The sequence below is a fragment of the Pseudomonas sp. LBUM1678 genome, assembly GCF_059695575.1.
Genome location: NZ_CP166775.1, coordinates 2,843,772 through 2,864,891 on the forward strand (window position 1 = coordinate 2,843,772; position 21,120 = coordinate 2,864,891).

Genomic DNA, 21,120 nt, shown 5'->3' on the forward strand with positions numbered 1-21,120 from the left:
CGGTGTATCAGTCAGACCACGGAAACCGGGTTTACGACTGCTGCGCAGCCGAACGCAGCCTCGCAGGCTCGACAGCTACTACAGGTCGCGGAGCAGCTTTGTTCACAGCGCATCGCCCAGCAATTTTAGATATTCGGGGCTCTCGGAAATTGAATTGTGGCCCACCCCCGGCACGACCCGCAGCGTGGCCACGCCTTTGGCGAAATGGGTGTAGAGCTGCTCCGTGCTTGAGCGCGGTATGACTTCGTCGTGCTCCGCGGCGATCAACAGCGTCGGTATGGAGATGTGCGCGGCGTACTTCCATGATTCAAACCGCTCCTGTAGCAGCCATTTCACCGGAAACCACGGGTACTGGCGAACGGCGAGGTCTTCCAGGCTGTTGTAGGGCGTGATCAGGATCAGGCTGGAGGCCGGGCGTTGGCTGGCAAGGCGCACGGCGACCCCCGAACCGAGGCTGCGCCCGACCACGGCGATGTGCGGATGAGTATCGTAAACCTTGTCGAACAAGGTCATGGCATCGCGCTGGATAGCCTCCTCGGAAGGCGAGCCCGAGCTTCCCCCGAAGCCTCGATAGTGCAGCAAGTAGATCGCATGCTCCGGGAAGGCCTGCGCAAACCCGGGCAGGTTGCGAGAGACGTCCTCGGCATTGCCGCCGAAATAGATCAACGCCTTCGGTCCGTCGTGGGGCCTGACCGATACCATCACCTGCGCATCGTCTACTGTCAGTTTGAGCAGCGTATCGGGCGTCTCGATGGCGCTGGGTTGCGGGAAGTAGATGAGCGCGCGCTGAAACACGAACAGCGCCGCACAGAGCGCCAGGTACAACGCGGCAAGGATGACGACGATTAACACCAGGGTTCGTGGCATTCGACTAACTTTAGTGGGCGACATTGACGGCTCTGGGCTGAGTAACCCAATCCACTGGCTCGGAGCCAGAGTTTAGTTCATCGGTAGCCGGGCACACCGAGCCCGGCTACAGAGGAGGGCGCCCATGCCCATCGCTGCAAAGTGGCTCAACGTCCAGCCTAGCGAAAGAACAGCACTGATGCTTGGGTTCGCGTTCCATTTCTGCGTGCTGGCCAGCTATTACCTGGTACGACCGCTGCGCGATGCCTTGGGCCTTGAGGGCGGTGCCGACAAATTGCAGTGGCTGTTCACGGCCACCTTCGTGGTGATGCTGTTGATGGTCCCGGTGTTTGGTGCGCTGGCCTCGCGGCTGCCGGCCACGCGTTTCGTGCCGCTGATCTACCGCGTGATCGCCGCGTCGATGCTGGTGTTTGGCGTGTTGATCGCCAACCACATCGCGCCGGTGGCCGTCGGGCGGGTGTTTTTCGTCTGGATCAGCATCTACAACCTGTTCATCGTCAGCATTTTCTGGAGCGTGCTGGTCGACCGGTTTACCAGTGAACAAGGACGACGGCTGTTCGGCTTTATCGCGGCGGGTGGCACCCTGGGCACGTTCATCGGGCCGTTGCTGGCGGCGACCATGGCCACGCGTCTGGGCCCGGTGGCATTGACCGTCGCGGCGGCGCTGCTGCTGGAAATCGCGGTGCGCTGCTATCGGGCGTTGTTGTCCCGGACCCAATCGCAATCCGGCAGCCGCTTGTTGGATGAACGACGCATGGGCGGCAGCATGCTGGGCGGGATCACGCTGATTGTGCGCTCGCCTTATCTGCTGGGGCTGGTGTTGTTCATGCTGCTGCACACCAGCGCCGCGACCTTGTTGTATTTCGAGCAGGGACGGATTGTGGCGGGTAGCTATGCTGATGTGGCCAGCCGGACGCAATTCTTCGCCGTTGTTGATTTGATCGTGTCGGCGCTGACCTTGATCTTTCAACTGCTGCTGACGGCGCCGTTGATTCGTTGGGTCGGTGTCGGCGGGGCGCTGGTGGCGTTGCCACTGGCGACCATCGTGGCGTTTACCGCCATGGCCCTGGCGCCCGTGCCAACCACCGTCGCACTGGCGCAGGGGCTGCGGCGTGCGGTCGAGTTCGCCATCGTGCGCCCGGCGCGCGAGGTGTTGTGGACCGTGGTCAGCCGCGAGGAAAAGTACAAGGCCAAGAATGTGATCGAAACCCTGGTGTACCGCGGCGGAGATGCCGCCAGTGGCTGGTTGTCGGTGGGATTGACGGCACTGGGCGCGGGTTTTGGTCTGGTGGCGCTGCTGATCGTGCCCTTTGCCGGGCTGTGGGGCTGGTTATGTCTGTGGCTGGCCAGGCGCCAGGAACAAAGGGCTGAGAGTAAAACTGTGGAAGGGCAATTCCATGAGCCACACTGATCGGTATACGCGTCGCCAAATACTCACGCTGGCTGCCGGTGCTTCGGCGGTTTTCACCTTCGGCCCAGCCTTTGCTGCCACCACGCCGTCGAAGGAAACAGGAGGCAAGAACATGCAGACCCGCGCCATTCCTTCCAGCTCCGAGCCATTGCCCATCGTCGGGTTGGGTACCTATCGCGGTTTTGATGTCGAGCCTTCGAGCCCCGCCTACAAACAGCTGCCCGCCGTACTGCGGGCATTGTTCGAGAAGGGCGGAACGGTGATCGACAGCTCGCCCATGTACGGCCGGGCCGAAGAGACGACCGGTGAATTGCTGTCGATTCACGAGCCGCGCTCGCCGGCTTTCCTGGCCACCAAGGTCTGGACCCGGGGCCGCGAAGAAGGCATCGCGCAGATGGAGCAGTCTTTCAAACTGCTGCAAACCGATCGCATCGATCTGATGCAGATCCACAACCTGCTGGACTGGCAAACCCATCTGCCGACCTTGCGTAAATGGAAGGAAGAAGGGCGCATCCGCTACATCGGCATCACCCATTACACGGCGTCGGCGTATGAAGAAGTGGAAGCAGTGCTCAAGGCCGAGCCACTGGATTTTTTGCAGATCAACTATGCGCTGGATGACCGCGGCGTCGAGAAACGCATCCTGCCGCTGTGTCGGGAGCGCGGCGTAGCGGTGATCTGCAATCGACCGTTCGGCGGCGGCAACCTGCTTAGCCGATTGAAGGACAAACCCTTGCCGCGCTGGGCGGCGGACGTGAGGGTCAACAGCTGGGCGCAAATGGCGCTGAAGTTCCTGCTGACGCATTCAGCCGTGACCTGCGTGATTCCCGGTACCGGCAACCCGCGTTACATGGCGGACAATGCCGGCGCCGGTTTCGGGCCGATGCTGACCGGCGCGCAGCGTGAGCAGTTGATCGATATCGTCGGCTAAGCACTAGCGAAACCGTTCCGGGAGGGCCTCGGCAAACGGATACATCGAGAAGTAGGATTTGGCTTCGTCGAGGACCCGCTGGACAGATGGCCGGGCCATCAGTCTTTCGAAATACAGCATAGTCGCCGCAGCGCAGTGGCTCGGGAGTCAAAAGACTCCCGAGCCACTGGAGGCGATCAGCGACGATCCAGCCACACGGTTTGCGCGTTGCAGAACTCACGTACCCCGAAGTGCGACAGTTCGCGGCCAAAACCGCTTTTCTTCACGCCGCCAAAGGTGACGCGCGGGTCGCTGGCGCAGTAGCCGTTGATGAACACGCCACCGGTTTCCAGTTCGCCGGCCATCTGCTGGGCACGTTCAACGTTGCTGGTATAAATGGTCGCGGCGAGGCCGAATTCGCTGTCATTCGCCAGTTCAAGTGCATGGGCTGCGTCGCGCGCGGTGATGATCGACGCCACCGGGCCAAACAATTCCTGCTTGAACGAGGTCATCTGGTCGGTGACATCACCGAAGACAGTCAGCTCGTAGAAGTTGCCCGGGCCTTCAGCCTTCTTGCCGCCCAGCAATAACGTCGCGCCTTCCTCCAGGGTGTCGCGCACCTGTTGATCCAGTTCATCACGCAGGTCAAAGCGAGCCATCGGGCCAATGTACGTCTCGGTCGCCAGTGGATCGCCGACTACCAGTTTGCGCGTGGCCTCGACAAACTTGCGGGTGAATGCTTCGACAATGCCTTGCTCGACAATCAAGCGTTTCGCGGCGGCGCAGACTTGCCCGGTATTTTGATAGCGGCCAATCACGGCGGCTTTGACCGCTTCGTCGAGGTCGGCGTCGTTGAGCACGATGAAAGGGTCCGAACCGCCCAGCTCCAATACGCATTTCTTCAACGCTGCACCGGCCTGCGCGCCGATGGCCATGCCGGCGCGCACGCTGCCGGTGAGGGTGACTGCCGCGATGCGTGGATCGGCGATGGCTGTGGAAACACCTTCCGGCGTGACGTTGATCACCTCGAACACGCCTTCAGGGAAGTCAGCTTGTTTGAAGGCTTCTTGCAGCAGGTAAGCACTGCCCATCACGTTCGGCGCATGTTTGAGCACGTAGGTGTTGCCGGCAATCAGCGCGGGGACGGCGCCACGAAGAACCTGCCAGATCGGAAAATTCCACGGCATCACCGCGAGAATCGGGCCGAGCGGGCGATATTCGATGCGTGCTTTGCCACCTTCAACCAGGGTCGGCTCGGCGGTCAGCATGGCGGGGCCGTGTTCGGCGTACCACTCGCAGAGCTGCGCACATTTTTCAATTTCACCGCGCGCCTGAGTGATCGGCTTGCCCATCTCCAGGGTAATCATCTTCGCCATCGCTGCAGCGTTGTCGCGCAATGCCTGCGCCAAGGCGATCAAGTGCTGTGAGCGTTGTGCAACTGCGGTGATGCGCCAGACGCGGAACCCGGCAGCGGCACGGGACAGTGCGGCTTGCAGCACCGAGTCGGATTCAAAAGGGTAGTGGCCGATCTGCTCGCCAGTGGCGGGATTGATCGAAATGGCATGGGTGAGGCTGGAAACGCTGGTCATGGCACCGTCCTGCAAGGTGGGAATGCGCTCAGGTTACGGTGGTGTTTGTTTTCTGGAAACTGAATAATGCTGAGCATATCGTTCACGTTTGGAGAATGACTTGGATCTGGTTCAGCTGGAAATTTTCAAAGCGGTGGCCGAGCACGGCAGCATCAGCGTGGCCGCCCAGCACATCCATCGGGTGCCGTCGAACCTGACGACACGGATCAAGCAACTGGAGCAGGACCTCGGCGTGGACCTGTTTATCCGCGAGAAAAGCCGCCTGCGCCTGTCTCCGGCCGGTTGGAGTTTTCTGGATTACGCCCGGCGCATTCTCGACCTGGTCCAGGAAGCCCGAGCGACGGTGGCCGGCGAAGAACCCCAGGGTGCCTTTGCGTTGGGTTCGCTCGAAAGCACGGCGGCGGTGCGCATCCCTGAGCTGTTGGCCGCCTATAACCAGAAGCACGCCAAGGTCGAGCTCGACCTGTCTACCGGACCTTCCGGGACCATGATCGACGGCGTGCTGTCGGGCCGACTGGCCGCAGCGTTCGTCGATGGACCGGTGCTGCACCCGGCACTGGAGGGCGTGCCGGCGTTTGAGGAGGAAATGGTGCTGATCGCACCGCTCAACCATGCCCCGATCCACCGCGCGCGGGACGTCAATGGCGAAAACATCTATGCCTTCCGCTCAAATTGCTCGTACCGACACCACTTCGAAAGCTGGTTCAGCAAGGACGCGGCGGTGCCCGGCAAAATCTTCGAGATGGAGTCCTATCACGGCATGCTGGCCTGCGTCAGCGCCGGTGCCGGCCTGGCGCTGATGCCGCGCAGCATGCTCGAAAGCATGCCGGGCTGCACCACGGTCAGCGTCTGGCCGTTGTCGCAATCCTTCCGGTATTTACGCACCTGGCTGGTCTGGCGCAGAGGCACGGTGTCGCAGAGCTTGACCATGTTTGTGAGGTTGCTGGAGGAGCGGGGCGTGGTACGCGAAGAGTCGGTGCGCTAGTTCTCGCGTCCAAGGATGGCTTTTGCGCGTCCAATGACGGGTGCATCGACCATTTGCCCATCCAGCACGAACACACCTTCACCCGAGCCCGCGGCCGCCATGATGCGGTGCGCCCATTGCAGTTCCTCAGGGTTGGGTTTTAGCGCTTGATGGATGATCTCGACCTGACTCGGATGGATACACAGCGCACCGCCGAAACCCATGTCGCGGGCAAACTGAATAGCGTCTTGCAAACCTTCGGTGTCCTGGATCGACGCAAATACACCGTCCAGCGCCGGTGCCAGGCTGGCAACCCGGGTCGCCAGCAGAACGGCATAGCGAGCATGGCTGAGTAATTGCGCAGCGGCGCGGCTGCCGGTTGTGAGGTTCAGGTCCAGGCCCAGATCAAGGCTGCCGAACGACAGTCGCTCGACACCTTGTGTCGCGGCAATCTCACTGAGTGCGGCCAGGCCCTTGGCACTCTCAATGATGGGCCAGATCGGCTTGCCCGTGCGGCCGGCAATAAGGACCTGGGCGGCATTTTCTGCTTTGGGCAGCAAGACCCCGATCACGCCGGCGTGCCGCTGGCAAAGCGTCAGATCCGCTATGTGAGCCCGATGATCGGGGGCGTTCACCCGAACCAGCACTCGAGCATCCGGGGTTTCACTCAAAAAGCGTTCCAGGTTGTCTCTCGCCTGATCCTTGAGATCTTCCTGGACGGCGTCTTCAAGGTCGACGATGACCCTGTCGGCACCGGTGGCGATGGCTTTGGCGATGCGCTCGGGGCGAGTGGCCGGTACGAACAGGGCTGACCTGACAATCGAAGTGCTCATGATGCCGCCCCTTCGCTGAATTCCACTTCGCCGATTTGCGCGGTGCCGTCCTGATTGCCCGCCCAGACCTGCGCTTTACCGCGTCCGGTCAAACGTCCGCCTACCTCGAAAGGTAGCGGTGAAATCAGTGGGCGCAGACCGCGAAAGGTGAAGCGTTCCAGACGCGCGGTCGGGTGCGCTTTGGTAAACGCTCGAAGGTTGAGCGTGGCGATCAACGGGCCATGGACCACGAGGCCCGGATAGCCTTCGGTCTCTGTGACGTAAGGCCAGTCGTAGTGAATTCGATGGCCATTGAAGGTGACCGCCGAGTAACGGAACAACAAGGTCGGGGAGGGCTGCACCTGTTCCTGCCATTGGCCCTCGGGGAGCGCTTCGGTGCCGCCGGATTTAGGCGGCACAGGTTCGCGATAGACGATGTCCTGCTCATCCAGCAAGGCGCGTTGACCGTCCTGGAAATACTCATGGCGTACGGTGACAAACAGCAAAGAGCCCGTGCGGCCGTGCTTCTCTTCGATGTTGAGGAGGGTGGATACACAGGTCACATCCGCCTCGACCCTCAGCGGCTGGAAGAATTCGATGCGGCTGCCGGCCCACATGCGATTACGGTCGTGAGCCGGGGGCAGGAACCCACCGAGTGCGGGATGCCCGTCGGGTCCCAGGTCATCAGCCGCCACCGGCTCCTGAAAGAACGCCCAGTGCCACAACGGCGGCAGCGGTTCGCCAGGCTGCGGCGCCACTTCGCTCAATGTTGCGGCAATTCGTTTGACCAGGCTGAAACTGATCCGGTCCTGGCTCTCCTGACGACGGCCAATCCAGGCAGAAAAATCGACATTACTCATTTTCATCGCTCCCGTTAGTCGGTGATCAGGCCAGGGACCTGACGTAGTAGTCGGCCACGCGAATTCGGCTAGATCGCCCCGATTGCGCGCATGTGTTCAATGCGGTCGGTGTTCAATCCCAGCTCCCTGAGCAGCTGTTCGGTGTGTTGACCAAGGCCCGGTACGGCATCCATGCGCGGGGCGAACGCGCTGTTGCTGCCCGGTGGCATCAGGCTCGGAACGCTGCCTGCAGAGGTCTCGACTTCTCGCCAGCGATCACGGGCCTTGAGTTGTGGATGATCCCAGACCCCTTGCATGTCATTGACCCGGGCGTTGGCGATTTGCGCATGCTCCAGTCGGTCAAAAACGACATCGAAGGTGAGCTTGGAGAAGGATTCAATGATGAGCTCTCGCAGCACCTGGCGGTTTTCGGCGCGTTTGAAATTGGCAGAGAAGCGCTCGTCTTTCGCCAGTTCGGGCTTGAGCAGCACCTCGTCACAAAACAACTGCCACTCACGCTCGTTTTGCAAACCCAGCATCACGGTGGTGCCGTCACCGATGGGGAAGGGGCCGTAGGGATAAATGGTGGCATGTGCAGCACCGGCGCGAGGGGGCGGAGGTGCACCGTTGTAGGCGTAGTACATCGGATAGTTCATCCACTCGACCAGGCTCTCCAGCATCGACACATCGATGTGACTGCCTTCCTCGGTTCGCCCGCGCAGCAGCAGTGCAGACAGGATGCCGGTGTAGGCGTACATGCCGGCTGCGATGTCGGCGATCGAGCACCCGGCCTTGGCCATCTCTTCGTCACCCGAGCCGCCGGTTACCGACAGAAACCCACCCTCGCTCTGGATCAACAGGTCGTAAGCTTTTTTCTTCTCATAGGGCCCCCCCATGCCATAACCTGAAATGTCACACACAATCAGCTGCGGAAATCGCTGATGCAGAACCTCAAATGACAGGCCCATTCGCGCTGCAGCGCCAGGTGCCAGGTTTTGCACGAACACATCGGCGGTGGCCAGCAGACTGTCCAGTACCTCAGTGGCTGTGTCTTGCTTCAAATCGAGGGTCAGGCTTTCTTTCGAACGATTGGTCCAGACGAAATGCGAGGCCAGGCCGTTGACGCGCTGGTCGTAGGCGCGAGCAAAATCACCGGTGCCTGGACGTTCGACCTTGATCACCCGGGCTCCAAGGTCGGCCAGTTGTCGGGTGCAGAAGGGCGCGGCAATCGCATGCTCAAGGCTGACGACGGTAATGCCATCGAGCGGACGAATACCTTTGGACTGGCTCATGATTTTATCTCTCTTGTTATTAGAACGAGCGCGGCAGTTCGAGGAGGTGTTCGGCAACGTACGACAAGATCAGGTTGGTGGAGATCGGCGCTACCTGATACAGACGGGTTTCGCGGAACTTGCGCTCTACGTCGTATTCGCAGGCAAAGCCAAAACCGCCATGAGTCTGCAAGCAGGCGTTGGCGGCTTCCCAGGAGGCTTTCGCCGCCAGGTACTTGGCCATGTTGGCGCTGGCCCCGGCATTGATGCCGCTGTCGTATTCCTCGCAGGCGCGCCAGCGCATCAGGTCGGCGGCTTCGATTTCGATGTGCGCTTCGGCGATGGGGAACTGCACGCCCTGGTTCTGTCCGATCGGGCGGCCGAACACGACACGGTCGCGGGCGTAGGCACTGGCCTTTTCAATAAACCAGCGGCTGTCACCGATGCATTCGGCGGCGATCAGGGTGCGTTCGGCATTCAGGCCGTCGAGGATGTAGCGGAAGCCTTTGCCTTCCTCGCCGATCAAACTGTCAGCGGGGATTTCCAGGTTGTCGAAGAACAACTCGTTGGTTTCGTGGTTAACCATGTTCGCGATCGGTTGCACGGTCAGGCCGTTGCCGATGGCTTCACGCAAGTCCACGAGGAAGATCGACATGCCTTCGGATTTTTTCTTCACGTCGGCCAGTGGTGTGGTGCGCGCCAGCAGGATCATCAGGTCGGAATGCTGGATCCGCGAGATCCAGACCTTCTGCCCGTTGATCACGTACTTGTCCCCGCGCTTGATCGCGGAGGTCTTGATCTTGGTGGTGTCGGTGCCGGTCGTCGGCTCGGTGACGGCCATCGATTGCAGGCGTAATTCGCCGGCGGCGATCTTCGGCAGGTAGTAGCGTTTTTGCGCGTCACTGCCGTGTCGCAGCAGGGTGAACATGTTGTACATCTGGCCGTGCACGGTGCCGGAATTGCCGCCGCAACGGTTCACCTCTTCCAGGATCACAGAGGCCTCGGCCAACCCCAGACCGGAGCCGCCATATTCAATCGGGATCAGCGCAGCCAGCCAACCGGCGTCGGTCAGGGCCTTGACGAAAGTTTCCGGAAAGCCTTTTTCTTCGTCGACTTTGCGCCAATAAGCTGCATCGAATTCAGCGCACAGAGCGCGTACGCCCTCGCGGATGGCATTGAGTTCTTCAGAGTTGCGGTCGGTCATTATTATTCTCCTGAACGCGTCACGCACGGCATCTGCCCTGCGTGACCGGTTCCGGGCAACGAGCAATCAGATCGGGTTGAAACCCAAGGCAGCACGAAAGCGATTCTTGACGTAGTGACCATCGCGCGGTGGCAGCACCCGTGGCGGGTTTTCTGCTTTGATCTTGATCGTTGCGAGCTTGACGCCGTCGCGGGTGGCGAAGCGTTCGCGCAGGTTGTGTACGCCTTCCATGTCGCGGATTTCATCGGTCCAGCTGAAGCCGCAAGTCTTCGCCACCTGGTCCAGGGAAATACCGAAACCGGCGTGGCTGACTTGCATACCGGTTTCGCCGAAGTGACCGTTATCCAGCACAGCGATGGTCAGGTTGGCGGGCTTTTGCAAGGCTACCGTGGCCAACGCGCCGAACCCCATGAGCAACTCGCCGTCACCGGTGACCACCACCACCGACTTGTTTGGCTGCGCATTCGCCAGGCCCAGGCCCACCGTGATTGCGCTGCCCATGGCGGCCCAGAGGTAATAATTCAGATCGTTGTCACCGGCGGCCATAACGTCATAGGACGCCGAGCCCAGGCCGGTCACGACCAGCACGTCTTTGCGGTCGGCCAGCAATGCCTTGACCACTTCGCGGCGGCACAGGGTGTGGTTTGCGCTTACTTGACCCATTTCTTTTCTCCAATCAGGCGCTGACCGAGCAGCAGGGCAGTGGCGCAATCACCGTTGAAGGCCATGGTCGCGGCACCGTGCAGCAGCGGAGCGACATCTTCCGAAACGTCCGCGCGCCAGGTCATGACCTTCATCAGGTTCAGGGAGGCTTCGGTGGCCTGGCCCATTGGGTTTTGCCACGCATTGAACTCGGCCCAGTCACCGCGCATGGTCACCACTATCAACAGCGGGAACCCGGCACAGACTTGAAGTGCCAGGGTGTTGATGCAGTTACCGACGCCGCTGGATTGCATCAAGAGTGCACCGCGCTCACCGCCCAGCCAGGCGCCGGCGAGGTAGCCGATGCCTTCTTCTTCGGTGGTAAGGACGACGGCCTTGATGTCCGGGTCGGCATACGACATGCGGATGGCCGCCGAGTGACCTGCATCCGGTACGAAGACCACGTGTTTGACGTCGTGGGCCTTGAGTACGCGGAACACGTCCTCCTGCCAATCCTGTCCCACGGTGTGTTCAGCTTCTGTTGACATGCCCATCTCCCAAGCAGTGCTGCTTTTGTGTTTTCACACATTCTGGGAGTGCTGGAACCGAACGACGACTACCGTTTTTGTCTTTGAGATATGCCCGTTTTGTATAGCTGGGCGATGTACTTCTGGCGTAGCAGTCAGCAGCATTAACGACGAATCAGGATGCATAAGCAAAAAAAAGCCCTCACACCGCACTGTCGTGGGCAGGCGGTGAGGGCAAAGGGAAAAGGGACGTAGGGCGACGATCAGGACTTGCGTTGCAGGGTGTGGTAACCCAGTTCTGACCTGGCTTCCCTAAGGGATTTGCCTTCAGCGATCAAGGCGCGGATACGGGCTTCCACTGCTTCGATCGAACGGGCACAGGCGGCCACTTCACTGGCGCGTTCCCGGGGCACGATTACCACGCCGTTGGCATCGGCGACCACGATGTCTCTGGCGCACACGCGGGCCTGGCCGATGGATACCGGTTGATTGACCGACTCGACTTCGACCCGATCTTTCCCGGTACGCATGAATCGGCCTTTGCTGAATACCGGGTAGCCGTCACCGAGTGCCTTGCTGACATCCCGGCAGACGCCGTCGATAACGGTCGCGGCAATCCGTTGGCTCCCGGCATATTGGGTCATGATGTCGCCCAGACGGTACAGTCTGTGCGCCCGTCATTGTCGATCACCACCACGTCGCCTTCTGCCACATCATCGATGAAATCGCCGACCGTGCCCGGCGGGCAACTGGCGGTAACGTAGCGCACGGTGAAGGCAGGCCCGACCACCACTTGCCGATAGTTGTCCAGGGGCATGACGCCCAGGCACTGGCCAGGCAGACCCAGCTTATCCAGGGCATCGGAGACGCCCGGCGTATCCAGGCCTTCAAACAGGGCAACCAATTCTTTGTCTTGGGGGGACATGTGTAACACCTCGCAGGGATGACAGAATCGTTCAGACAGAAGCCGCTCACATGAGCGGCTCGGCTTTGTTCGGAAGGCACTTCAAGCCGGGGTGTTTAATCTCGGACGAGGCTCGGAAATGGTCAGCAAGATGATGAAACTGATAAATGAGCCGACCGCCAGCCAGGCGAACACATAGTTCCAGCCATAGTTGTCCAGCAGCAGCCCAGTGATGAAAGGCGTCGCCGCCGCGCCCAACTGGCCGATCATGTTCACGATGGCGTTAGAGATGGGGAATGTTTTTTTGGTGGTCAGACCCATCGGGTAAACCATGTAGGAAGAGAAGCCCAGGCTCAGCACGACGCCGGTCAGCATCAGCAACAGGCCGTAGGGCAGGGGTTCGGCGGGTGAATTGATCAGCAGGTACATCATCAGCGATGTGCCGAGCGCGGACAGCAGCATGCCGGGTTTACGCCGCCCACCCATCAACCGATCCGAGCAGAATCCACCCAGCAGGTTGCCGAGCACGGCGCCCACCCATGGCGCAGCCGACACCAGCCCCATGTTCATGATCGAGAACTGTTTGACCGTCATCAGGTAGGTCGGAATCCAGGCCAGCAGTACGCTCGATACACCCAGTTGGAAGCAATAACTGGCCGCGCAGCCCCAGATGTTCCAGGACTTGAACACCTGCCGGTTGGTCTCCAGAGGCGTTTCATGGCGGGCACGTATGACGCGATCGAGTTTGCTCACCCAGGCTGGAGTCTTCTGGGAACGAGTTTGCTGAGTTGCTTCAGTACTGCCGGTTTCTTCGACGATGTAGTTGAGCTCGGCGGCGTTGACGAATCGGCTTTTGGAGGGATGGTCGGTGACCATGAAATACCAGACGACTGCCAGTGCGATGCCGGGCACGGCAAAGAAGTAGAAGATCTCTCGCCAGCCCCATACCGAAATGATTACGGCACACAGGGGTGGCACGATCACCGGCCCGAACTTGACGGCGGACAGAAAGATCCCTGACGCAGTGCCTTTTTCCCGCGCAGGAAACCAGTTGTTGATGGTCGTGGTCATGCTGATCGGCAGCGGACCTTCAGCAACACCAAGGCCCAGGCGATAAAGTTTAAGTGCCAGCAATGAACTGGCTGTACCTACCAGCCCCGTCAGTATTGAAGTCAGCACCATGGCGCCGGGCAGTATCCGGCTGACGCCAAAACGCCCGAAGGCAAAGCCTGAGGGGATCTGTGCCAAGGCATAGGCCAGCAGAAAAAGGCTCATCAAGCCGCCGGCCTCGGCATTGCTCATTTCAAACTCTTTACGAATGAACGGTAGCGCGACACCGAGGTTGGCCCGGTCGGCGGCCGCAACGGTGTAAATCAGAAAAATCAGGGCTGCAACCACCCAGCGGTAATGGCTGCGCACAGCAGGTTTTATGACTTCAGGCATAGACATGGGGCGGACCTTATTTTTCTGTTGGTGTTGTCCGGCCAAAGTAATGATTGTGAATCTGCAAAAAAAGCGACAAATACTCCGGTCAACAGATCACTTTTATTGATGAAAAGGCGCGAGGCACAGGCATAAAAAAACCGGGCTGTATGCCCGGTTGGATGGCGCTGCGAAGCGTGCGAGTCAAGCGATTGCGAGGCGCTTTTCAGTTCGCCAGCCCAGCCTTTTCCAGCACCTTGTCCAGCCATGACTGATCGATGGCGCCGGTGGCGATTTCGGCTTTGACTTGCTGTTCGTGGGCATCATGCTCTCGCGCCTTGAGCAACACCTGTTCGGCGTGTTCGGGGGAGAAGGCAACCAACCCATCTTCGTCACCGACAATGATGTCGCCTGGGTTGATGATCATCCCCCCGATGGACACCGGGACATTGATCTCGCCGGGGCCGCTTTTGTAGGGACCGCAATGCACCACGCTGCGGGCATAGCAAGGCGTGTCTTCAAAACTGGCGACATCGCGGATGGCGCCGTCGACGACGAAGCCGACACAGCCACGTTGCTGCGCGTAGAGCTTGATCAACTCACCGATGACCGCATTGGTCTCGTCGCCCTGGGCATCGATCACCAACACATGCCCCGGTTCGATCAGCGTCAGTGCCTTGTAGATGTAGAGGTTGTCGCCGGGGCGGGTCTTCACCGTCAGGGCGGTGCCCACCAGTTTGCCGGTGTGGTTATAGCGCGTCAGCCCTCGGGCACCGATGTGACGCCCGAGGTTGTCGCTGATATGCGGCGTCACTACGTTCTGAAATGCGTCTAGCAGTGAGCGTGGTGCCTGGGGCGGAGAAGGGTAGATGCGTGAACCGGGCAATGACATAGCGACCTCCATAAACGACTGAACCCTTTTGGGCTATGCGCTCATAGTAAGAAAGGTCGCTCGGCACTATTAGCGATATTTATCTATGCAAAAACATCGCTTTTTTTCCCGTGTCTGGCGCTAGCGTTACCACACCATGCGGCTGAAATCACAGCAGCGCGCTGCCAGACGTGCAACCTCGACACTGAGGCCCTGAAGTCGATCGGCGCGGTGCACGGCGATGTAGTGGATGGGAGGCAACGCAGGCTCGGTTTCGATGACCTGCAGCCGGCCCTGGTCCACCAATGGCGAGAGACACTGGCGAGGCAGGTAGCTGATGCCAACACCGGACAGGGTCAGGCCCAACTGGGCGATCAGGTAGTTGCTTTTGATCGTACGGTTGACCCGGACGTCATTCTGGGCAAACCAGCGTTCATAGATTAACCCGGTCCCGGAGCCGCCGCCTTGAGTCAGGACGGTGTATGAGGAAATGGCCTGCATGTTCATGATCTCGTTACCCTGATGCAGCGAAGGTGCACACATCCAGGCGTTCTCCACCGAACTCAGCGGGGTGCTGACGAAACGCGCGTCGGCAAAGATGTCGGGAACGATGATCAGGTCAAGCTGATCGTTCTCCAGTTTAGCCACCAGTTCGGTGCTGAGCTCGACCGAGGGTTCCAGTACCACTTTGGGATAAGCACTGCGAATCCCCTCGACCAGCGTCGGCAACCAAGTCATGGCGGTCAGCTCGGTGACACCGATGCGAAAGCGCCTGACCAGCACTTCCTTGGAGCTTATGCGTTCAAGCAGGTAATCGCGCTGGCGCAGAATCTCCGTGGCCTGCTCGAACAACTCTGTGCCTTTTTCCGTCAGGCGCGCACTGCGTTTTGAACGATCAAAAATGGGCATGTCGAAGGCATCTTCCAACTCCTGAATACGCTTGGAGATGGCCGACTGGGACATGTTCAGTTTCATGGCTGCGGATTCGAAGCTACCCAGTTCCACAATCCAGTAAATAGCTTCCAGTTGCTTGAACGTGATCATTGCTCAGGCTCGGTTGAAAAAAAGTGGTCCATTATTTACCAAAAGCATCGAGTTTACGCAGCTGATAAACAGCAAAACCCGGCCATGGCCGGGTTGGTTTTTCAGCGATGGATTAACGCAGGCGGGTACAGAACGCGCGGATGGCCTCGCAGGCCTTGCGCAATGAAGCGTCATCCAGGGCGTAGGCAATGCGAATGTAGGGGCCAAGGCCAAAAGCGCTGCCATGCACCACGGCCACATTCGCTTCGTCGAGCAACGCGTGGGCGACATCTTCATCGGTGAGCAACGCTCGACCGCCCGCCGAGGTACGACCGATCAGCCCCGCACAGGAGGCGAACGCGTAAAACGCCCCCGCTGGACTGACGCATTCAAGACCCGGTGTGGTGTTCAACAGTTCCACCATCAAATCGCGACGCCCCTGGAACGCGGCACGGCTTTCGTAAATGAAGTCTTTGGGACCCTCCAGCGCGGCGAGTGCGGCCTGTTGTGAGATCGAACTGGCACCAGAGGTCTGCTGACCTTGCAGTTTTTCCATGGCCTCCAGCAGCCAGCGTGGCCCCGTGGCAAAACCGATGCGCCAGCCGGTCATGGCATAGGCCTTGGAAACACCGTTCATGGTCAGGGTTCGCGCTGCCAGCCGTGGTTCAACCTGTGCCAGGGTATGGAACGCTTGATCGTCGAAGATCAGGTGTTCATAGATGTCATCGGCCAGAATCAGTACGTGGGAATGGGCCAGCAGAACCTCAGCCAGCGCGTGCAGTTCTTCTCGGCTGTACACCGCGCCCGTCGGGTTGGACGGCGAGTTGAGGATCAACCAGCGGGTCTGCGGCGTGATCGCCGCGGCCAGCGCCGCGGGCGTCAGTTTGAAACCGGTATCGGCATCGCAGGTGACGATTCTGGTTTCACCGCCGCACAGTTGAACCATCTCCGGATAACTGACCCAGTACGGCGCCGGCACGATGACTTCGTCACCCTCATTGAGGGTCGCGGCCAAGGCATTGTAGATCACCTGCTTGCCACCGTTGCAGACGAGGGTGTCTTGCCAGGTGACGTCCAGGCCGTTCTCACGGCGGAACTTGGCGGCCACCGCTTCTCGCAGTGAACGTACACCGGCGACCTGGGTGTAGCGGGTGTGGCCGTGTTCAATAGCGTGAATGGCAGCTTCACGTACATGTTTAGGCGTATCGAAATCTGGCTCGCCGGCACACAGCGAAATGATCTGCGCACCTTGCGCCCGACGTTCTGCCACGCGGTCTATGATGCGATAGGTCGCCGATGGTTGCGCGCTGGCCAGGCGCTGATTCAGCCGTTGGATGTCGGTACTCATGCCCGGGTTCTCCACTCTGTGAGGTTCATCAATTCCAGCGTCGTGCGGCCGTCAGTGAGCGCTTTCATCATCAGCGCCTCCTTGCTCGCGCGCGCTTCACCTTCGGCCAGGGTGCGTGCTGCGTTCGCCTTGGGAATGATGATCACACCGTCGTCGTCGGCCACCACCCAGTCGCCCTGTGCCACAAAAGCTCCGTTGAAATTGAACGGTTGCCCCACCGAAGGCGCGCTGGCCTTGACCGTGCCTTTCACCGAGATCCCGCAGGCGAACACCGGGAACTGGCGTTTCTTCAGGGCCGCAATATCGCGTACGCCACCATCGATCACCAGTCCGACCACGCCAGCCGCTTCGGCCGCCACGGTCAGCACTTCGCCCCAATAACCGGCGATGAAGCTACCCGTACCCACGACCAGCACGCTGCCACGGGGCACTCGTTCCATCGCCAGGTGCAGGGCGAGGTTGTCACCCGGCGAACATTCCAGAGGGTAGGCGGGGGCGGAGATGAAGGCGCCGTCCCAGATTGGGCGGATCGCACTGTCGACAGCGCAAGGCAGATGGGATGCTTCATACAGCGTCGAGCTGCCCAGCACTTTTGCCCGTGCATGAAAATCCAGGGGAAGGGGGAGCGAGGTCATCAGACTTTCCTCTGCAAGCTGTGGTAACCCAGTGCGGCCCGGGCTTCTTTAAGGGTTTTGCCTTGGGCGATCAGGGCGCGGATGTCGGCTTCGATCGATTCGATCTGACGGGCACACGCCGCCACTTCAACCGCACGAGCGCGGGGGACGATCACCACGCCGTTGGCGTCGGCGACCACGATGTCGCGGGCACAGACCCGGGCCGTACCAATGGACACCGGCTGGTTGACCGACTGAACTTGCACGCGGTCTTTGCCGGTGCGCATAAAGCGGCCTTTGCTGAAGATCGGATAGCCATCGCCCAGTGCTTTGTTCACGTCACGGCAAACACCATCGATGACCGTGGCAGCGATCTGCCGAGTGCCGGCGTACTGAGTCATGATGTCGCCCCAGACGGTGCAGTCGGTGCGGCCGTCGTTGTCGATGACCACCACGTCGCCTGGCGCCACGTCTTCGATGAAATCACCCACGGTGCCAGGAGGAACGCTGGCCGAGACGTACTGCACGGTGAACGCAGGTCCAACGACGACCTTGCTGTAATTGTCCAGTGGCGCCACGCCGAGGCATTGGCCAGGCAGACCGAGTTTGTCCATTGCGTCAGATACGCCAGGGGTGTCCAGGCCTGCAAACAAGGCGACCAGTTCTTTGTCTTCAAAATTCATCGGGCGTGCTCCACGTGGATCGCTTCGAACTGGGTGTCATGCATCACTTCGGCGACTGAGCGGCCGCTGCGAACAGCCTCGACCATGCCGTCCTGGCGGCGGGCGATGCGCTCGCCAAGGTCGAGTACCTTCTCGATTTCAGCCTTGGGTATAAACACCGTCCCGCAGTTATCGGCGATCAGGTAGTCATCCTCACTGACGTCGACACCGGCTACGGTGATCGTGACACCCGCATCAATCTGCACCACCCGATTGCGCGCGCTGATCATGGTCACGCCGCGGCCGTAAACCGGGTAGCCAATCGCTTCGCTGCCGTCGATGTCGCGACTGAAACCGTCGATCACCGTGCCGCGTACGTGCTTGCCGGCCGCGGCGTTGGCGAGGATGTCGCCCCAGCAGGAAATACCTTCGATGCCGCCGGCGATCACCAACACACGATCGTCGCTGGCAATCTGTTCAATCACTGGCGTAATCAGGTGCACCGTGGGGACGTTATCGGACTTGGGGGCCAGCAGCACGGTACTGGCGCGACCGGCAATCCTTGGGCAGTTCCACAAGGGGCGCAGCCCAACGGTGGCACCCGGCAGGCCGAGGAAGTCGAGCGCATCGGAGACCGTGTTGGTATCCAGCGCCGCCAAGCGATTGAGCAAACTCTCATGGATCATGGGGGAGCCCTGTGGTGACGGAGGCGCCCAGTGTCGGCGAGGTAATTTGATAGGTATATTACTAATCACAGAAGTATTAGATACGTTAAACCTATGGAATGATCATGATCAATTTCCGCCTGATTCGTCACCTCTGGTTGTTCCTGGCCGTCGCCGAAGAACAGAATTTTGGCCGCGCCGCCAAGCGCCTGGGAATGTCCCAGCCACCGCTGAGCGAACAGATCCAGGTGCTGGAGCAGGCGCTCAAGGTCAAGCTGTTCGACCGCTCGCGACGCGGGGCGAAACTGACCCCCGTCGGCGCGGCGATCCTGCCGGCGGTGCGTAAATTCGCCGAGCAACTGGAGCGCCTGGAACTGGCGGTGGAAGAGGCGGTTGCGGGGCAGTCAGGGATGTTGACCATCGGCGCAATTTCCACGGCCATGTTTGATGTGTTGCCGGGCTTGATCGAGCAACTGAAGAGTGATTACCCGCAACTCACTGTGTCCGTGCGGGAGATCGACAGCGTCGAAGCGGTTCCTGCGCTGGAGGCCGGCGACATCGACTTGGCTTTCGCCCGCCTGGACGGTGACCTCGGGGCCTCGATCAAATCGTTGCCGCTGACCGAGGATCGGCTGGTCGTGGCCTTGCCCATTGATCATCCGCTGGCTTCGCGCAAGCGGATCAGCCTGTCCAGTTTGTCCAACGAATCGTTGGTGATGTTTTCCCGAAAGGTCAGCCCGGTCTACTTCGACAACCTGATTGCGACCTGCCGGGCCAGCGGCTTTTCCCCTCGGGTGCTACATGAAGTGCGCTCTGTGGCTTCCCAAATCGCGTTTGTCAGCTATGGGCAAGGCATCGCCCTGGTCCCGGCCTCACTGAAAAAACTCGCGCCCGATAATGTGGTGTTACGACCGCTGAGCAAGCCACTGAATGTCGTGACTACCGCAGTGGCCTGGAATACGGACAGGGCCAATCCGCTGGTGGACGAGTTGGTCGCCCGGTTTCGAACCCGGTCCTGATAGGTTTGACGTATCAAAGCGTTCTTCAATCAGCCATTTGCTGCATTCACTGGGCATCCTTTTCTTCGCAAGCACTGCGCCATGACGCAAAAAGGACCCAGCGGGCCCTTTTTTATCGTGCCGCTGTAATGGTCAGGCCCTGGCAGCGCTCGGTTTTGAACAACCTTTGAGCCCGGTGCGCTCTTCGATCTCACCGGAACCGCTGATGTACCCGTAGCGGGACAGATTCGGCATCAACATCGCAGCGATGAAGGTGATGGTCACTACCGCCGCGACGTAGAAGAAAAAATACTCCTCGATACCCTGTGATCGGAGCGACAAGGCCACGTACTCGGCGGTGCCGCCGAATGCCGCGTTGCCGACGGCGTACGGAAAGCCCACGCCCAGCGCACGCACCGCTGGCGGGAACAGTTCCGCTTTGACGATCCCGGCAACCGGGGTGTAGAGCGACGCAATGACCAGGCCGCCAAACACCAGCAGGAACGCCATAAACGGGTTGCTGACCGACTGCAACGAGTAGAGCAGCGGGATCACCAGCAGCATGGCCAACCCTGAAAACATCAGCATGTGCGTCTTGATCCCGATGCGGTCGGCAAGCAAACCAAAGAGCGGCTGACAGAACATGAAGCCGACCAGGGCTGCCGTCATGATGAAGCTGACCGTTTCCGGGCTGAAACCGGCCGAGATCACCAGAAACTTCTGCATGTAAGTGGTGAAGGTGTAGAAATACAGCGAACCGCCAATCGTGAACGCCACCACCAGAGCCACGGCGCGTTTGTGTTTGAACATGCCGCGCAGAGAGCCTGCATCCTTGCGGTTCATGTCTTTCGTGGTCGCGGTTTCATGCATGGCGCGCCGCAGATACACCACCACGATCGAGCTCAAGGCACCGATGAAGAATGGAATTCTCCAGCCCCATTCGCGCAACTCATCGCCCGTCAGGGTTTGCTGGAGAATCACCACGGTCATCAAGGCCAGCAGTTGACCGGCAATGATGGTGAAGTACTGAAAGGAACCATAGAAACATCGACGACCGGGTGTCGCGATTTCACTGATATAGGTGGCACCGGTGCCGTACTCTGCGCCAACAGACAGGCCCTGTATCAACCTGGCGATAACGAGCAGGATCGGGGCAGCCACACCAATGGATTCGTAGGTCGGCATGACGGCGATCAGCAGCGAACCGGCGCACATCATGAATACCGAGATAATCATCGAGACCTTACGACCACGGGTGTCGGCAATCCAGCCGAAAATCCAGCCACCGAGCGGACGCATGAAAAAACCAACGGCAAAGACGCCGGCGGTTGCCAGCAGTTGGCTGGTTGTGTCGCCTTTGGGGAAAAACGAGGCCGCGAAATAAATGGCTGTATAGGCGTAAATGAAAAAATCGTACCACTCCACCAGATTGCCTGAACAGGCACCCATGATGGCTCTGACACGATTCGGACTTTTCACCGGATCGGTCTTGGTAACGTGGCCTGTTGAGTCTGAAGTTGATGCGGACATGGTGTTCACCCTTTGTTCAAGGCGAGGCGATACGAGGAGCACACTGA

At 59.9% G+C, this 21,120-nt stretch carries 20 protein-coding genes and 2 pseudogenes; 4 read left to right on the forward strand and 18 right to left on the reverse strand.

The annotated features are described in order from the left end of the window. Nucleotides 1–102 precede the first annotated feature (102 nt). Nucleotides 103–867 carry an alpha/beta hydrolase gene (locus ACA070_RS13125; protein WP_497451489.1) on the reverse strand — a complete coding sequence of 255 codons (765 nt, stop codon included), beginning with the start codon at nt 865–867 and terminating at the stop codon, nt 103–105. Nucleotides 868–991: 124 nt separating this feature from the next. On the opposite strand from ACA070_RS13125, the gene ACA070_RS13130 reads away from it, so the two are divergent. Together ACA070_RS13130 and ACA070_RS13135 are read left to right on the forward strand one after the other, a co-directional pair. Then, a complete protein-coding gene (locus tag ACA070_RS13130) occupies nt 992–2,278 on the forward strand; it encodes an NTP/NDP exchange transporter (protein ID WP_497451490.1) in 1,287 nt (428 codons plus the stop codon). Continuing rightward, nucleotides 2,265–3,209: an aldo/keto reductase gene (locus ACA070_RS13135; RefSeq protein WP_497451491.1), complete on the forward strand. Its 945-nt coding sequence runs from the start codon at nt 2,265–2,267 to the stop codon at nt 3,207–3,209. Before ACA070_RS13130 ends, ACA070_RS13135 begins: the two co-directional genes overlap by 14 nt. A gap of 3 nt (nt 3,210–3,212) precedes the next feature. Here ACA070_RS13135 and ACA070_RS13140 read toward each other — a convergent pair. Together ACA070_RS13140 and ACA070_RS13145 are read right to left on the reverse strand one after the other, a co-directional pair. Continuing rightward, nucleotides 3,213–3,323: pseudogene (locus ACA070_RS13140) on the reverse strand (glutathione S-transferase family protein); the annotation flags it as partial. 62 nt (nt 3,324–3,385) lie between these two features. Further along, a complete protein-coding gene (locus tag ACA070_RS13145) occupies nt 3,386–4,777 on the reverse strand; it encodes an aldehyde dehydrogenase family protein (protein WP_497451492.1) in 1,392 nt (463 codons plus the stop codon). Nucleotides 4,778–4,877: 100 nt separating this feature from the next. Here ACA070_RS13145 and ptrR point away from each other — a divergent pair, with 100 nt between their 5' ends. Further along, a complete protein-coding gene (gene ptrR / locus ACA070_RS13150; RefSeq protein ID WP_497451493.1) occupies nt 4,878–5,762 on the forward strand; it encodes a putrescine utilization regulator PtrR in 885 nt (294 codons plus the stop codon). Here the strand turns inward: ptrR and ACA070_RS13155 are convergent. From ACA070_RS13155 to ACA070_RS13220, 14 genes and pseudogenes are all read right to left on the reverse strand, one after another. After that, entirely contained in the window at nt 5,759–6,574 is an 816-nt protein-coding gene (locus ACA070_RS13155) for an HpcH/HpaI aldolase/citrate lyase family protein (RefSeq protein WP_497451494.1), read from the reverse strand. The two genes, ptrR and ACA070_RS13155, sit on opposite strands and share 4 nt — an antisense overlap. Continuing rightward, a complete protein-coding gene (locus ACA070_RS13160; protein WP_497451495.1) occupies nt 6,571–7,413 on the reverse strand; it encodes an HTD2 family dehydratase in 843 nt (280 codons plus the stop codon). The genes ACA070_RS13155 and ACA070_RS13160 overlap by 4 nt, the downstream gene beginning before the upstream one ends. Before the next feature lie 68 nt (nt 7,414–7,481). Next, on the reverse strand, nt 7,482–8,684 hold the full coding sequence (locus ACA070_RS13165) for a CaiB/BaiF CoA transferase family protein (protein ID WP_497451496.1): 1,203 nt from the start codon (nt 8,682–8,684) through the stop codon (nt 7,482–7,484). A gap of 19 nt (nt 8,685–8,703) precedes the next feature. Continuing rightward, nucleotides 8,704–9,867, reverse strand: a complete 1,164-nt coding sequence (locus ACA070_RS13170; protein ID WP_497451497.1) for an acyl-CoA dehydrogenase family protein — start codon at nt 9,865–9,867, stop codon at nt 8,704–8,706. A 66-nt stretch (nt 9,868–9,933) separates the two neighbouring features. Next, nucleotides 9,934–10,530 carry a thiamine pyrophosphate-dependent enzyme gene (locus ACA070_RS13175; protein WP_497451498.1) on the reverse strand — a complete coding sequence of 199 codons (597 nt, stop codon included), beginning with the start codon at nt 10,528–10,530 and terminating at the stop codon, nt 9,934–9,936. After that, a complete protein-coding gene (locus ACA070_RS13180) occupies nt 10,518–11,057 on the reverse strand; it encodes a thiamine pyrophosphate-binding protein (RefSeq protein ID WP_497451499.1) in 540 nt (179 codons plus the stop codon). Before ACA070_RS13180 ends, ACA070_RS13175 begins: the two co-directional genes overlap by 13 nt. Before the next feature lie 242 nt (nt 11,058–11,299). Further along, nucleotides 11,300–11,961, reverse strand: a pseudogene (locus ACA070_RS13185) (RraA family protein). Between the two features lie 81 nt (nt 11,962–12,042). After that, a complete protein-coding gene (locus ACA070_RS13190; protein WP_497451500.1) occupies nt 12,043–13,389 on the reverse strand; it encodes an MFS transporter in 1,347 nt (448 codons plus the stop codon). Nucleotides 13,390–13,588: 199 nt separating this feature from the next. Further along, entirely contained in the window at nt 13,589–14,254 is a 666-nt protein-coding gene (locus ACA070_RS13195; RefSeq protein ID WP_497451501.1) for an RraA family protein, read from the reverse strand. Nucleotides 14,255–14,380: 126 nt separating this feature from the next. After that, complete coding sequence (locus tag ACA070_RS13200) at nt 14,381–15,277, reverse strand: LysR family transcriptional regulator (protein ID WP_497451502.1); 897 nt, start codon at nt 15,275–15,277, stop codon at nt 14,381–14,383. 112 nt (nt 15,278–15,389) lie between these two features. Next, nucleotides 15,390–16,604, reverse strand: coding sequence for a pyridoxal phosphate-dependent aminotransferase (locus ACA070_RS13205; protein ID WP_497451503.1), 1,215 nt, complete (start codon nt 16,602–16,604; stop codon nt 15,390–15,392). Further along, nucleotides 16,601–17,239 carry an RraA family protein gene (locus tag ACA070_RS13210; RefSeq protein WP_497451504.1) on the reverse strand — a complete coding sequence of 213 codons (639 nt, stop codon included), beginning with the start codon at nt 17,237–17,239 and terminating at the stop codon, nt 16,601–16,603. Before ACA070_RS13210 ends, ACA070_RS13205 begins: the two co-directional genes overlap by 4 nt. After that, nucleotides 17,239–17,901, reverse strand: coding sequence for an RraA family protein (locus ACA070_RS13215; RefSeq protein WP_497451505.1), 663 nt, complete (start codon nt 17,899–17,901; stop codon nt 17,239–17,241). Before ACA070_RS13215 ends, ACA070_RS13210 begins: the two co-directional genes overlap by 1 nt. Then, complete coding sequence (locus tag ACA070_RS13220) at nt 17,898–18,566, reverse strand: RraA family protein (protein ID WP_497451506.1); 669 nt, start codon at nt 18,564–18,566, stop codon at nt 17,898–17,900. Before ACA070_RS13220 ends, ACA070_RS13215 begins: the two co-directional genes overlap by 4 nt. Before the next feature lie 104 nt (nt 18,567–18,670). Here ACA070_RS13220 and ACA070_RS13225 point away from each other — a divergent pair, with 104 nt between their 5' ends. Then, the gene (locus ACA070_RS13225) at nt 18,671–19,564 is read left to right on the forward strand and encodes a LysR family transcriptional regulator (RefSeq protein WP_497451507.1); all 894 of its coding nucleotides are present in this window, start codon (nt 18,671–18,673) and stop codon (nt 19,562–19,564) included. A gap of 132 nt (nt 19,565–19,696) precedes the next feature. On the opposite strand, the gene ACA070_RS13230 is transcribed toward ACA070_RS13225, so the two are convergent. Next, nucleotides 19,697–21,073: an MFS family transporter gene (locus ACA070_RS13230; RefSeq protein ID WP_497451508.1), complete on the reverse strand. Its 1,377-nt coding sequence runs from the start codon at nt 21,071–21,073 to the stop codon at nt 19,697–19,699. Nucleotides 21,074–21,120: the final 47 nt, after the last annotated feature.